The sequence below is a fragment of the Nocardioides agariphilus genome, assembly GCF_015352445.1.
Lineage (GTDB): Bacteria > Actinomycetota > Actinomycetes > Propionibacteriales > Nocardioidaceae > Nocardioides > Nocardioides agariphilus.
Map to the genome: position 1 here is coordinate 1 of NZ_JADKPO010000052.1, position 13,641 is coordinate 13,641.

General features: G+C 70.1%; 14 protein-coding genes. 7 read left to right on the forward strand and 7 right to left on the reverse strand.

Going from position 1 to position 13,641, the window contains the following annotated elements:
• Positions 1-324 precede the first annotated feature (324 nt).
• Entirely contained in the window at positions 325-1,005 is a 681-nt protein-coding gene (locus tag ISU10_RS21980) for a hypothetical protein (RefSeq protein WP_194698596.1), read from the reverse strand.
• Between the two features lie 89 nt (positions 1,006-1,094).
• Here ISU10_RS21980 and paaN point away from each other — a divergent pair, with 89 nt between their 5' ends.
• The 3 genes from paaN to ISU10_RS21995 are packed head-to-tail and all read left to right on the forward strand — an operon-like array spanning position 1,095 to position 4,736.
• On the forward strand, positions 1,095-2,777 hold the full coding sequence (gene paaN / locus ISU10_RS21985) for a phenylacetic acid degradation protein PaaN (RefSeq protein ID WP_194698597.1): 1,683 nt from the start codon (positions 1,095-1,097) through the stop codon (positions 2,775-2,777).
• An 11-nt stretch (positions 2,778-2,788) separates the two neighbouring features.
• Positions 2,789-3,196 carry a PPOX class F420-dependent oxidoreductase gene (locus ISU10_RS21990; protein ID WP_370865788.1) on the forward strand — a complete coding sequence of 136 codons (408 nt, stop codon included), beginning with the start codon at positions 2,789-2,791 and terminating at the stop codon, positions 3,194-3,196.
• 19 nt (positions 3,197-3,215) lie between these two features.
• Entirely contained in the window at positions 3,216-4,736 is a 1,521-nt protein-coding gene (locus ISU10_RS21995; protein ID WP_194698598.1) for an amidohydrolase, read from the forward strand.
• Between the two features lie 489 nt (positions 4,737-5,225).
• Here ISU10_RS21995 and ISU10_RS22000 read toward each other — a convergent pair whose 3' ends face one another.
• Complete coding sequence (locus ISU10_RS22000; RefSeq protein WP_194698599.1) at positions 5,226-6,401, reverse strand: PucR family transcriptional regulator; 1,176 nt, start codon at positions 6,399-6,401, stop codon at positions 5,226-5,228.
• A gap of 84 nt (positions 6,402-6,485) precedes the next feature.
• Here ISU10_RS22000 and ISU10_RS22005 point away from each other — a divergent pair, with 84 nt between their 5' ends.
• Both ISU10_RS22005 and ISU10_RS22010 read left to right on the forward strand, forming a co-directional pair.
• Positions 6,486-7,613: a ferredoxin reductase gene (locus tag ISU10_RS22005; RefSeq protein ID WP_194698600.1), complete on the forward strand. Its 1,128-nt coding sequence runs from the start codon at positions 6,486-6,488 to the stop codon at positions 7,611-7,613.
• Positions 7,614-7,659: 46 nt separating this feature from the next.
• Positions 7,660-8,883, forward strand: a complete 1,224-nt coding sequence (locus tag ISU10_RS22010) for a fatty acid desaturase family protein (protein WP_194698601.1) — start codon at positions 7,660-7,662, stop codon at positions 8,881-8,883.
• 91 nt (positions 8,884-8,974) lie between these two features.
• Here ISU10_RS22010 and ISU10_RS22015 read toward each other — a convergent pair whose 3' ends face one another.
• Positions 8,975-9,694 carry a hemerythrin domain-containing protein gene (locus tag ISU10_RS22015; protein ID WP_194698602.1) on the reverse strand — a complete coding sequence of 240 codons (720 nt, stop codon included), beginning with the start codon at positions 9,692-9,694 and terminating at the stop codon, positions 8,975-8,977.
• Between the two features lie 8 nt (positions 9,695-9,702).
• Positions 9,703-10,128 carry a hypothetical protein gene (locus tag ISU10_RS22020; protein WP_194698603.1) on the reverse strand — a complete coding sequence of 142 codons (426 nt, stop codon included), beginning with the start codon at positions 10,126-10,128 and terminating at the stop codon, positions 9,703-9,705.
• A gap of 52 nt (positions 10,129-10,180) precedes the next feature.
• Between ISU10_RS22020 and ISU10_RS22025 the strand changes: the two genes are divergently transcribed.
• On the forward strand, positions 10,181-10,891 hold the full coding sequence (locus tag ISU10_RS22025; protein ID WP_370865789.1) for a pentapeptide repeat-containing protein: 711 nt from the start codon (positions 10,181-10,183) through the stop codon (positions 10,889-10,891).
• Between the two features lie 53 nt (positions 10,892-10,944).
• On the opposite strand, the gene ISU10_RS22030 is transcribed toward ISU10_RS22025, so the two are convergent.
• The 3 genes from ISU10_RS22030 to ISU10_RS22040 form a co-directional block, all read right to left on the reverse strand.
• Positions 10,945-11,358, reverse strand: a complete 414-nt coding sequence (locus tag ISU10_RS22030) for a hypothetical protein (RefSeq protein ID WP_194698605.1) — start codon at positions 11,356-11,358, stop codon at positions 10,945-10,947.
• 338 nt (positions 11,359-11,696) lie between these two features.
• Positions 11,697-12,167: a nucleoside deaminase gene (locus ISU10_RS22035; protein ID WP_370865790.1), complete on the reverse strand. Its 471-nt coding sequence runs from the start codon at positions 12,165-12,167 to the stop codon at positions 11,697-11,699.
• 72 nt (positions 12,168-12,239) lie between these two features.
• Entirely contained in the window at positions 12,240-12,722 is a 483-nt protein-coding gene (locus tag ISU10_RS22040) for a hypothetical protein (RefSeq protein ID WP_194698607.1), read from the reverse strand.
• A 292-nt stretch (positions 12,723-13,014) separates the two neighbouring features.
• On the opposite strand from ISU10_RS22040, the gene ISU10_RS22045 reads away from it, so the two are divergent.
• Positions 13,015-13,641, forward strand: a 627-nt coding sequence (locus ISU10_RS22045; RefSeq protein ID WP_194698608.1) for a DUF222 domain-containing protein, incomplete at its 3' end; no start/stop codon positions are given.

The window sequence follows — 13,641 nt, forward strand, 5'->3', positions numbered from 1 at the left end:
GACGGGCGCTAGCGCGCCCTCCTCAACCAGCGGAGACCGCGCCCTCCTCAACCACCGAGGCAGGTTTCGAGACGGGCGCTAGCGCGCCCTCCTCAACCAGCCGAGACCGCGCCCTCCTCAACCACTGAGGCAGGTTTCGAGACGGGCGCTAGCGCGCCCTCCTCAACCAGCGGAGACCGCGCCCTCCTCAACCACCGAGGCAGGTTTCGAGACGGGCGCTAGCGCGCCCTCCTCAACCAACGGAGACCGCGCCCTCCTCAACCACCGAGGCAGGTTTCGAGACGGGCGCTAGCGCGCCCTCCTCAACCAGCGGGGACGGCGCTGTTACTCCACCGCTTCGAGCGTGCTCTCGAAGGCGGCGAAGAGCGCGTCGAGGCCTTCGACGTCTGCGGTGCGGCCGACGACCGACATCTCCAGGGTGGCCTGGTCCGACTGCGGAGCGGCGAACCACTGGAAGTAGTTGTAGCGCAGGCGGTTCGCGGCGGTGCGGTAGGTGAACTTCAGCGCTTCGGTCGTGCGGTCGAGGTACTGGACGTCGTCCACCTCGGCCAGCCCATCCCTCTTGTCCGCGACCATCTGCGCGGGCGTCACGCGACTGTTCACCAGCTTGACGCGCAGGCTGTAGCCGCCCTCGACGGGCTCACCCTCCGGCCGGAAGCGCAGCTCGTCGTAGGTCGGCCAGTCCTTGCGCGGCACGAGCTCGTCGGTGTCGACGTTGAACCCCTGCCAGCCGATCGGCACCGGGACCAGCCAGGTCTGTTGGGAGTTGGCCATCCGCACGGTCTTGAAGACCAGCCCGGGGAGCAGCGGCGGGTAGTCGATGTCCACGGCGTACGGCGCTTGCGAGGTCGGCGGGTCGATGGGCAGGCTGGGGCTGGCCGCGGGCAGCGGCGTCGCCGTACCCCCCGACGCCGGCTGAGGCTGACGCAGGTAGCCGACGCCGAGGCCGCCGCCGACGCCGACCAGCGTCGCCAGCAGCAAGACCCCGAGGACCCGTGCGCGCACGGGCACAGGGTATGCGCCGCCAGGTATGCGACCGGCTTCGCGGCTCGCCAGCTCGCACCTCGACCGATGAAGGATGGTTGAGTGGCGCCATGAGCTCTCCGCGCCTCGAGCCCACCGCGTTGCTGGCGCGGCACCGCGAACGCCTCGACCAGGCGGTCCGGGCGTGCACGAGCCGCACGTACTTCGCGGCGTTCGAGGAGTCGCCGTCCCCACGGCTGTACGGCGAGAGCGCCGCCGCGCAGGGCATGGCCGAGTTCGAGGCCACGCTGGGGTCGACGTTCCCGCTCGACACGCCTGGGTCGCACGGGTACGTCGCGACCGAGCGGTCGCCGTACGGCTTCGACCTCGACGTGTCCTATCCCCGCACCACCGACGTCGACCCGCTGATCGCGGCGGCCCTCATGGGCATCCGCGACTGGCGCGACGCGCGTCCCGAAGGCCGCACGGGTGTGTGCCTGGAGATCCTGGACCGACTTCACGGCCGCATCTTCGAGCTCGCCAACGCCGTGCAGCACACGAGCGGGCAGGCGTTCGTGATGGCATTCCAGGCGGGAGGCGCGCACGCGCTCGACCGGGCGCTGGAGGCGATCGCCTGTTCCTGGTCGGAGATGACCCGCACCCCCACGACGGCACTCTGGGAGAAGCCCACCCGGGGCGAGCCACTGGTGATGGAGAAGACCTTCACCGTCGTGCCGCGCGGGCTCGCACTGGTGATCGGCTGCAACACCTTCCCGACGTGGAACTCCTGGCCCGGCCTGTTCGCCTCGCTCGTCTGCGGCAACCCCGTGATCGTCAAGCCGCACCCATCGGCAGTGCTTCCACTGGCGATCACGGTGCAGGTCTGCCAGCAGGTGCTGGAGGAGTCGGGGTTCGACCCGCACCTGGTGACGCTCGCGGCCGAGGGGCCGGACGACCGGCTCGCGGCCACGCTGGCAGTCCGCCCTGAAGTGCGCCTGATCGACTTCACCGGCGGCAACGCCTTCGGCGACTGGCTCGAGCAGAACGCCCAGCAAGCCACGGTGTTCACTGAGAAGGCAGGCGTCAACACGGTCGTCATCGACTCGACGTCGTCGTTCAGCGGCATGTGCGCCAACCTCGCGTTCTCCCTTGCGCTCTACAGCGGCCAGATGTGCACGGCTCCCCAGAACCTCCTGGTGCCGGCCGACGGCATCGACACCGACGAGGGTCACCTGTCGCTGGCCGAGGTCGGGGCCGGGCTCGGCGCCGCGCTCGACGATCTCCTCGTCGACGATGCGCGGGCGGCCGAGCTGCTCGGTGCCGTCGTGAGTCCTGCGGTCCTGGCCCGGCTGGACAACGCCGCCGGTCACGGCGCCGTGCTGGTCGAGTCACGCGCGATCACCCACCCCTCGTACGACGACGCGACGGTGCGTACTCCGCTACTGATCCGCCTGACGTCGGCCGACTCCGACGTCTACGAGACCGAGTGCTTCGGGCCGGTCGCCTACCTGATCGCGACCGCCGACACCGCCGAGTCCATCGGTCTGCTGCGCGACACCGTGCGCCGGCACGGCGCGATGACGGCCTCGGTCTACTCGACGTCGGAGGCCGTGCTGTCGGACGTACGCGAGGCGGCTCTCGACGCCGGCGTGGCCCTGTCGGAGAACCTGCTGGGCGGGATCTACGTCAACCAGTCCGCATCCTTCTCCGACTTCCACGGCACGGGTGCCAACCCGGCCGCCAACGCCTCCTTCACCGATGCCGCCTTCGTCGCACCGCGGTTTCGCGTGGTGCAGTCGCGCCGCCACGTGTGAGGCTGACCCTCGTGAACCAAGCCTTGCGAGACCTGGTCGCCACCGGTCCGCTGTGCCACCTCTCGACCGTCAACCCCGACGGCAGCCCGCAGGTGACCGTGGTCTGGGTCGGCGTCGACGGCGACGACCTCGTCACGGCGCACCTGCCCCACAACCAGAAGGTGCGCAACATGGAGCGCGATCCTCGCGTGGTGCTCTCCTTCCTCGGGCCTCACGAGGAGGGCGCGTTCTTGCAGCCCTACGCCGTGGTGCAGGCGCGAGCGACCGTCGTACCCTCCGACGCGGCCTGGGATCTCCTCGACCGCCTGGCCAAGGTCTACGTCGGCCCGGACACCACCTTCCCCGCGCCGCGCAGCCCCGGGTTCGTGGTCAGGTATGCCATCGAGAAGGTCGGCGGCATCGGTCCCTGGGCGAGCTGACTCGTTCTAGGGTGCGCACGTGGACTTCCTGCTGCGCAGTGCACGGATCGTGGAGCTGACCGGCGGGCCTGGATGGGCCGGACCGGTGGACGTGCTCGTGGAGGCCGGTCGGGTCCGCGACATCGACCACGACCTGCCGCGCCCGCCGGGGATACCCGAGATCGACGCGGAGGGGCGCTGGTTGATCCCCGGTCTGTGGGACATGCACACCCATCTGCGGATGTGGACCGCAGCGTCGGGTCGGCTCGACCTCGCCGGCACACGATCCGCCGCCGAGGCGCTCTCGCGGCTGCGCGCACGGCTGGCGGCCGCACCCGGCGAACCGGTGATCGGCTACGGCCATCGCCCGGCCACCTGGCCTGTGCAGCCGAGCGTGGCGCTCCTCGACGAGGTCGCCCCGGATGTGCCTGTCGTCCTCGTCAGCGGCGATGCCCATCACGGCTGGCTGAACTCACGCGCGCTGGAGGCTCTCGGACTCGCGCCGCGCGACGACGTACTGGTGGAGGCGGAGTGGTACGTCGTGTACCCGCGCATCGCCGAGCTCGCCGGCGACGAGGCGTCGCCCGATGCCTACCTGCGGATGGAGCAGGACGCCGCGGCCAAGGGCGTCGTCGGGGTGCTGGAGCTCGAGTACGGCGAGGCCTTCGGCGCTTGGCCCGAGCGGATCGCCGGTGGTGTCGACCTGCTACGGGTGCGACGCGGCGTCTATGCCGACGGGCTGGACGCGGTGATCGAGGCCGGCTTGCGCACGGGCGATGCGCTGGCACCTGGTCCCGACCATGTCGAGGACCTGCTGACGATGGGGCCGCTGAAGATCATCAGCGACGGGTCCCTCAACACCCGGACCGCGTGGTGCGAGCACCCGTACGCAGGTGGGACGGGCGGCTCCGGCAGTGGGGCGCCCAACCAGACCCCGGCCGAGCTGCGTGCCCTGATGACGCGCGCGACCGAGCACGGCCTGCGGACCGCGGTCCATGCCATCGGCGACGCGGCATGTCACGACGTCGTGGCGGCCTACGCCGAGACGGGTGCGCAGGGTTCGATCGAGCACGCCCAGCTGATGACGCGCCGCGACGTGACGGAGATGGCGCGACTGGGCATCGTCGCGAGCGTCCAGCCGGCCCACCTGCTCGACGACCGCGACATCACCGAGCTGATCTGGCCGGACCGCGCCGATCGGTGCTTCCCGCTGCGGTGGATGCTGGACGACGGAGCCCAGCTGGCGATGGGTTCCGACGCGCCGGTGTCTCCGCTCGACCCGTGGCTGGCCATCGCGGCCGCCGTCCATCGCTCCGCCGACGAACGTCCGGCCTGGCACCCCGAGCAGGCGCTGAGTCCTCGCGAGGCGCTGGCAGCCTCGATCGACGGCCAGGGCCCGGTGCACGCGGGCGCTCCCGCCGACCTCGCGCTCCTCGACGCCGACCCGCTGGACGGTTCGGGCTCGCCCGAGGAGCAGGCTGCGCGGTTGCGTTCGATGCCCGTGGCGGCCACCTGGGTCGCCGGCCGTCTCACCAACGGCGACGAAGACCTCGCTGGTTGAGGAGGTTGCCCTGGCAGCACCGCTGGTTGAGGAGGTTGCCCTGGCAGCACCGCTGGTTGAGGAGGTTGCCCTGGCAGCACCGCTGGTTGAGGAGGTTGCCCTGGCAACCGTCTCGAAACCAGCTTCCTGAGACCGCCGGTCGCTTGCGGGGTTTCGAGACGGGCGCTAGCGCGCCCTCCTCAACCGGCGAGTGGCGCTAGCGCGCCCTCCTCAACCGGCGAGTGGCGCTGGTGTGCCCTCCTCAACCGGCGAGTGGCGCTGGTGTGCCCTCCTCAACCGGCGAGTGGCGCTGGTGTGCCCTCCTCAACCGGCGAGTGGCGCTGGCGTGCCCTCCTCAACCGGCGAGTGGCGCTGGCGTGCCCTCCTCAACCGGCGAGTGGCGCTGGCGCGCCCTCCTCAACCGGCGAGTGGCGCTGGCGCGCCCTCCTCAACCGGCGAGTGGCGCTGGCGCGCCCTCCTCAACCGGCGAGTGGCGCTGGTGTGCCCTCCTCAACCGGCGAGGGCGATCGTCAGCTCCAGCACCGTTTCAGGGTCGTCGAGGCGGTCGCCGTACAGCTCGCGCAGCTGGCCCATGCGGTAGCGGACGGTCTGGGGATGCACGAACAGCTCGGCGGCGACGTCCTCGCGGCGGCCGTGGTGGAGCAGCCACGAACGCAGGGTGTCGGCGAGCTTCTCGGCGGTGCCGGGGCGCAGGTCGGCCAGCGGGGCCAGCGCCTTCTCGCGGAGGTCGGCGAGCGCTTCGGGGTCGGCGGTGAGCACCAGCCGGGTCAGATGGTCCTCGGTGCTTCCCGACAGCCCCTCCGCGCGGGCCCGCAGCGCTCGGTCGTACGATGCGCGCGCCTGCTGCCACGGACGTGCGGGGCCGGCGATGCACCCGCGCGTGGTCAGCAGGTCGAGCAGGCCCGCACGCCGCCGGCCGTGGGCATCGGGCACGAGCAGCAGCGTCCAGTCGTCGGAGAGGTCGGTGCGGTCGACGGCTTGCAGGGCCACACCTGGGAGGGCCGCGCGGACCGTGCGGGCCTGGGCCTCGGGCACGATCACGGCCGTCAGTGTGGTCGGCGGGGTCCACTCGGCACGAGCCACGGACTGCGCGACCTCCTCGGCCGTGGCGCCGTCGAGCAGGTCGGCGGCGAGGTGCTCGAGCAGACGCTCGCGCACGCGGCCCGTCGTCGCGAGCTCGTCGGTGTGCCCCGCGACCGAGGCCGCCGACAACTCGTCGATGTAGGCGAACACGAGCTCGGCGAAGCCCGCCAGCCGGTCTGCGGGGATGCCCGCCTCGACCGCGCGCGCCGACATCTCCCGCCAGGAGACCCGCGCCCCGATGCGGTAGGCCGAGAGCAGCGCATCGGTCGTGCGGCCGTTGCGGGCCTCGCCGCGGCCGAGCTGGTAGGCGCCTTCCATCGCCGGCGCGGTCGGCGTGCCGGGGTCTGCCCCTCGGCGGCCACCGGCCAGCGACAAGAAGCCACCGAGTGCCAGCTGTACGGCGTTGCGGATGATCTCGCCCATGCTCCCGGCCAGCGCGTCCTGGTAGCTCGGGACCTCCTCGATGATCGCCGCCACCGTGCGGTCGGCAACCTCGGGCAGGTGGGAGCGCATGTCGGCGATCACCTCCGGGGAGATGAGGACGCCGTGACCAGCGGTACGTCGTGGGGCTCGTGAGGCCATTACTGTTCCTCTCGAACAAAACAGGGCTATCGATTCACGCGTGAGGATCATGAGTTTGTCACATGGATCGGGCATGCTGGTCCTATGAGCCCCTCCGACGCTTCGCCGACCCCCTGGCGCGCACTGCGCCAGCAGCTCGGCCGCGTGGCTGAGGCCGCCAGCAGTCCTCTGGTCCCCGCCGACTTCCTCGACCTCTTCGCGCCGCTGCGCCGCGGTGCCGACCTCCGCGGCAGGGTCGTCTCGGTCTTTCCCGAGACGCCCGACGCCGCGACGCTGCTCATCAAGCCCGGCGCCGACTGGGCGGGCCACAAGCCCGGCCAGTACCTCCGCATCGGCATCGACGTCGACGGTGTCCGCCAGTGGCGGGCCTACTCGCTGACACACGGTCCCCGCGCCGACGGCCTGATCTCGATCACGGTCAAGGCCGTGCCCGACGGACTCGTCAGCCACCACATCGTCCACGACTGCAAGCCAGGCACGCTCGTGCACCTGGAGCAGGCGCAGGGCGAGTTCGTGCTTCCCGACGACCTCGTTGGCAAGCTGCTGTTCGTGACCGCCGGGTCGGGCATCACGCCGGTGATCGGCATGCTGCGCAACCTGTTCCCCTCGACCGACTCCGGCGTACTCCGTCCCGCTCGCAGTGCCGACTACGACATCGTCGTGCTGCACGTCGCGCCCAGCCGCCCCGACTCGATCTTCCGCCGCGACCTCGAGGCGCTGCACGACGCGGGCGCCATCCGTCTCGTCGCCCGCTACGACGACGAGCACGGCCTGCTCGACCTCGACCACCTCACCGACCTCGTGCCCGACCTCGGTGCCCGCACGACCTACGGCTGCGGCCCCTCGGGTCTGCTCGACGCCCTGGCGGCCCACCATGAGCAGGCCGGACTGACGCTGTTCACCGAGCAGTTCCGCACCTCGCGCATCGCCGACCCGGGCGAGGGTGGCACCGTCACTTTCGAGTCCAACGACACGGTCGCCGAGGCAGCGGGCGGCACTCCCATCCTCGACGCGGCCGAGGCGGCCGGCGTCCTGATGCCGAGCGGCTGCCGGATGGGCATCTGCTTCGGGTGCGTGCTGCCGTTGCGTGAGGGCAGCGTCCGCGACCTGCGCAACGGCCAGCTCACCACCGCGATCCCCGGCGAGAGCGGCGACATCAAGATCCAGACCTGCATCAACGCGGCGGCAGGCCCCTGCCACCTCGCCCACTGACAACCGACCCACTGGTCTCGACAAGCTCGACCACCTAGGGAGAGAAATGACCGTCATCCAGAAGAAGACCGACGACAACCAGATCGCGCACCTCACGCCCGAGGACATCGAGATGCTCGGCATCGAGCTCGACGCGATCCGTCAGAGCATCATCGACAGCCGCGGCGAGAGCGACGCGAAGTACATCCGCAAGGTCATCAAGACCCAGCGCAGCCTCGAGCTCGGCAGCCGCGCGGTCCTGCTGTTCTCGATCTTCCCGCCGGCCTGGCTGGTCGGCACCGCCGGCCTGTCGGTCGCCAAGATCCTCGACAACATGGAGATCGGCCACAACATCCTCCACGGCCAGTGGGACTGGATGCGTGACCCGAAGATCCACTCGACGACCTGGGAGTGGGACCACGCGACGCCGGCCGAGCAGTGGAAGGTCTCGCACAACGAGCTCCACCACAACTTCACCAACGTGGTCGGCAAGGACAACGACCTCGGCTACGGCATCATGCGCGTCGACGAGGACCAGCCCTGGCAGCCCTTCTACATCGTCCAGCCGGTGTGGAACTTCATCAACGCCCTGTTCTTCGAGTACGGCATCGCCGCATACGACCTCGAACTGCGCGGCGCGGTCGCGTCCAAGCGCACCAAGGACCCGGTGTTCAAGGCCCAGGCCAAGAAGGTCGTCCACAAGATCCGCAAGCAGATGACCAAGGACTACGTCGTCCACCCGCTGCTGTCGGGCCCGTCGTTCCTCCACACGCTGGCGGCCAACTTCACCGCCAACATCGTGCGCAACGTGTGGGCCCACTCGGTGATCATGTGCGGTCACTTCCCCGAGGGCGTCGAGACCTTCGAGCGCAAGTCCATCGAGGGCGAGACCAAGGGCGAGTGGTACCTCCGCCAGATGCTCGGCTCCGCCAACATCTCCGGCTCACCTCTGATGCACATCATGAGCGGCAACCTGTCCCACCAGATCGAGCACCACCTCTTCCCCGACCTGCCCTCCAACCGCTACTCCGAGATCGCGCCGCAGGTCGAGGCGCTCTTCGAGAAGTACGGCCTCAGCTACTGCACGCGTCCCCTGCCGCAGCAGGTCTACTCGGCCTGGCACAAGGTCGTTCGCCTGTCGTTGCCCAACGGCTGGCTGGAGAGCACCACCCCTAAGAACCTTCCATCACAGCTCGCGAAGCTGTACAAGATGGTGACAGGCACCCCGCGGGAGCGCCGCCTCATCCAGGCGTCGATCACGCGAGAGGTGCGCCGCCTGCAGGCGGCCTGAGGACGCCCCTTTGGGGGGGCTGACCGGCGGTGGGGGTCAACGGTTCGCGGGGGGCGAGCCTGGTTCTCACCGCCGGGCTCGCCGTCGTCGATCACGCGTACCTGAAGGCTCTCCGCTCGGCCCGCTCCCACCGTCCGCGGAAGATCCGCAACAACACGGCGTACGCCGGGCCGGCCTCCCTCACGAGCCGGTCGCGGATCTCGACGGGCAGGCCAGCCGTCACCCAGGGCAGCAGGAACGGCAGCATCGAGAGTGGATAGCCACGCTGGGCCTGCCTCTCGAAGGCAGCGTTCTCCTCGATGCTCAACGTCCGCTGCAGCAGCGGTAGGGCCTGGGTCTCCTCGTGGGCGAGGTGGGCCAGCAGCGCTGCCCTCGTCGAGGTGACGTGGACGTCCAGGGCGTTGCGGTGGTCGTTGCAGGGATGCTCGACCATCAGGCGGAAGCCCGCCTCGACCGCGCGCAAAGCCGGGTCGATGTCCTCGTGCTCGGCCGCCATCGCACCGAGGAGCCGCTGGTCCTCGTAAGTGCCGGCTGCTGCGGTCTTCTGCAGCAGCACCGGCCAGAGGTGCTCGTCCTCGATGCCGTGGTGGTGGTGCAGGATCACGGCGAAGCGCTGCCACCGAGCAGCCAGAGGGCCCCAGGCACCGTCGTCGCCGACAGGTGTGGCACGCACGGCCGCCTCGAACGCCGCGAGGTCGCGGCGGAAGGCGTGGTGCATGAGGTACATGCCGAACTGGTCATGTGGACCGTCGGCGACCGACGACTGGCCGGGTAGGCGGATCTGCTGGGGGAAGGTGCTGTTCTCGTTCACGGGAGCACCTAGGCCATCGGCTGTTGTGCGGACCCTGCGGTGTGCTGGGCGCCCGCGAGCTCACGCAGACGCAGCAGCGCCAGCACGCCCACCCCACCGGTGACGACCAGCAGGAACACCTGGAACGCCGCCAGGCCGGGAGTCAGCTCGTCGTTGCCCAGGCCGCCGTCGAAGAACCCCGAAGCGACGCTGACCAGGCACGCGGTGGCGAGCAGTCCGCAGGCGACCATGGCTGCGCGACCCGAACGGCGTGCCGCGACCGCGACGAGCAGGGCCTGAACGGCGATCATCGGCAGCGGGGCCGCCAGCAGCGCTTTGCCGCCCCACGCCTCGCTCCAGGTGTTCACGCCGGCCCCGACGGCGAGCAGGCCGCCCGCGAGGTCGACGCCGAACAGCACGATCGTGGCGGCGACGAGTGTCTTGGTGGTTGTCATGTCCGAACTGTGCAACGGCCCACTTGTGCCGCACTTGTGCCAGCCTTCGGTGGTGGAGCTCGTCGCCGACTGCAGCCGTTGCCTGGGGCTGTGCTGCGTGCTGCTGCCGTTCGCGCGGTCGGCCGAGTTCGCCTTCGACAAGGCGGCTGGTGAGACCTGCCGCCACCTGGCGGCAGACCATCGTTGCGGCATCCATGCCCGGCTGCGCGAGAAGGGGATGCGGGGCTGCGCCGCCTACGACTGCTTCGGTGCGGGGCAGTCGGTGACCGGGACAGGACGCGTCGAACACTTCCGCCTCGTCGAGCAGGTGCACGAGATCGCCTGGTACCTGGGCGATGCCGCGGGCCGCGGCGCCGACGTGGCCGGGCTGGTCGAGGAGGCGGAGGCGCTCGCCGTTGCGGCGCATCCGAGCTCCGCTCTCGTCGAGGACCTGCGGTCCCGGGTGGCGCCGGTCTTGCGCGAGGTCGCAAGGGCCGCGCGAGCGTCGTACGCCTCGCCGCTGTCTGCGGCTGGTGCTGACCTGGTCGCTGCCGACCTGCGGCGCGAGGACCTTCGGGGGGCAGACCTGCGTGGTGCTCTCCTCATCGAGGCGGACCTGCGTGGCGTCGACCTGACCGATGCCGATCTGCTCGGTGCAGACCTCCGCGGCGCCGACCTGCGTGACGCCCAGGCATCGGCTGCCCTGTTCGTGACCAGGCGGCAACTCGGGTCGGTCCAGGTGCGTCCGGGAGACGAGGGAACTCCACGGCGGCTGCGGAGATAGGCCAGATGTGGAACGGGTCAAGGCGTTGGGCGAGCTCGACCTGAGCGCCCAGATCAACCACGGGTGCTGAGGCTCTGCCCTTTCCTGGACGGGCCGGCGACCGCGGCTGTGATCGCCAGCACGACGGTGAGCCCGATGCCACCGCCGATCACCAAGAAGACCAGGCCCACGACGTAGAGACCGCTCTCGTCGGTGGCTGCAGCGTCCTGCGTCCAGGGCACCGCGAACCCCATGACACCAGCAGCGGCGAGCACGAAGACCGCCCACCAGCCGCGAGTGACCAGGTAGGCCACGACGGCGGCAACGGCGATCGACAGCCCGCAGCCGACCACCTGCCAGGGGCGGTACGGGCCTTGCGCGACGCCGTCGACGAGGTAGTACTCGTGGTCCCAGCCGAGCCAGGCGAACCACATCGCCGCAGCGAACGACGCGAGCACCGCGGCCACACCGAGAAGTCGAAGTCTCATGGGTAGAGCCTGCAGCCCGTCGGGTGCATCCGGCATCCGCACCGCTACTCAGCCGGCGAGCCACGTCCTACGTCGTGACCGGCAAGGGGAACCGCCAGCTTCGTCGTACCGTCTCGCGCGCGGTCGCGTGATATCGGAGGATCCCGGCCACCGGGTGGCCGCGATCCTCCGGCATGCATCCGTCGGTGGGGCTGGGCGCCGGCAGCATGGTGATGACGCCGGAGGTGGGCGACGACTTCATCCAGTGGCCGCCGCCGAACGGTGACGACAGGCGATCGTCGTGGTTGACGGGGAGGTCGAGTTCGTGTCCGAGGGTCAGTGGCGCAAGCTGTCGTGACCTAGCTCCAGAAGTCGTGGTGGGCAACGGCAGCCTCGTCCTCGAGCAACGGCCCGACGACGTCCGTCCTCCTGCCGCCGGCGGCAAAGACGAGGCGGCACGCGTGCATCAGGCTGGTGTCCGGGTCGCTGCCGGCGACCTCGTGCAGCCGCTCTTGGGACAGCCCGTAGACCACGCGACCGATCCCCGCCCAGAAGATCGCACCCGCGCACATCGGGCAGGGCTCGCATGACGTGACCAGGGTGTGGTGGCGCAGGTCGTCGTCGATCGTGCGCGAGGCCAGACGGACGAGGTTGGTCTCGGCGTGGTTGGTCACGTCATGCTCGGTCACCACCGTGTTCTCCGCCTCGAGCACGATGTCACCGCCCGGGCTCACGAGCACCGCTCCGAACGGGTGGTTGCCGTGGTCGCGCGCGTACTGCGAGACGGCTATCGCGCGACGCAGGCGGTCGAGGTCGTCGTCGGTTGGCACCTGCTCAGCATGGCCGACGGCCTCGTGCTGCCGCTGGTCGAGGTCCATAGCCGCGAGAGCAGATCAGCCCGGTCACTGCAACGCGAGCTCGGCGCGGGCTTGGACGTGGAACGTGTCGCGAGCCTGGTTGGCTCGCGCCACGAGTGCCTCCCAGCCGGACGCGTCGAGGTTCGGCGACCTGAGGCTCTCGCGCATCTGGTAGATCGCCTGGACCCACGCACGTGCCCGCTCGATGCTTTCGCTGGACCCGACCAGGCGCATCCGCTCGAAGGCCGTATCGCGCGTGTGAAACGCGTCGGCGAGCAACGGCTCTGCCTCGTTCAGGCCGAGGCGCTCGGTCTGCGAGTCGATCCCGAGACCGCCGGCCACCCGGTAGAGGACCGCGACGTACTCCTTGGTCGCCATGGAGAACTCACCGTAGGCGGCCAACCGCTCGCTCCGGCCGAGAAGCACCCACTCATGCTGTCGTCGTGCGTGCTCACTCCAGGCCGTGCCCGCCCACGAGAGTGCTGCGCCCAGGAAGACACCGAGAAGCCCGAAGAGTGCAGAAGTCATGTGCACAGCATGGAGCGCCGTGCCGTGCCGGTGGTTGAGGAGGGCGCGCTAGCGCCCTCACTCGTTACCAGACGACTCGCCGCCCGATGGTTTCGAGACGGTTGCTGCGCAACCTCCTCAACCAGCGACCACCCCCCGCTGGTTGAGGAGGGCGCGCTAGCGCCCGTCTCGAAACCAGGTGAGAACCAAGCCGGCCGGGCCAGAAATTGGTGGGCCCAGCATGTGAGAAACCCCAGCAAAACAAGGGGTTCTGAGCCGATCAATGTCGGTGCTCGATGCTTGGATTTCACCTATGTCCAGCCAGTACGCCGAGCCGCTGACCCGGCTCGAGACCTGCCTGGACGAGATCGGTGCGGTCAACCCGACCTACCGCACGATCGCCGAGAAACAAGAGGCCCTGGTGGGGCTGTCCCGGGTGATCGCCCGCGCCCAGGCCGAACAGCAACGCATCCTCACCGTCGCCGACGACGTCGCCGACAAGGCCGGCGCCCGGTCCCCCGCGGCGTGGCTAGCGGTCGAGACCCGCGACGCCCACGGGCGCCTACGTGACCAGGCCCGCCTCGACACAGCCCTGGAGACCCGCTGGCACAAGCTGGCCAAGGCGTTCGGGCGGGGCGAGGTGAACCTGGCCCAGGTCAGAGTCATCGACAAAGCCCTCACCGACCTCCCCCAGGCTGTGGGGGAGGACCTCATCGGCAAGGCCGAGACCTTCCTGGTCGAGCACGCTGCCGTCCACGGACCCCGGGAGCTGGCCGTCCTGGGAGCCCGAGTCCTCGAACACCTGGCCCCCGAGACCGCCGAACAGGCCGAGTACGCCCGGCTGCTGGCCGAGGAAGACCGCGCCGCCGCAACCACCCGGCTCTCCTTCCACCGCCGCGGCGACGGCACCACCGACATCCACGCCCGCCTACCCGACCAC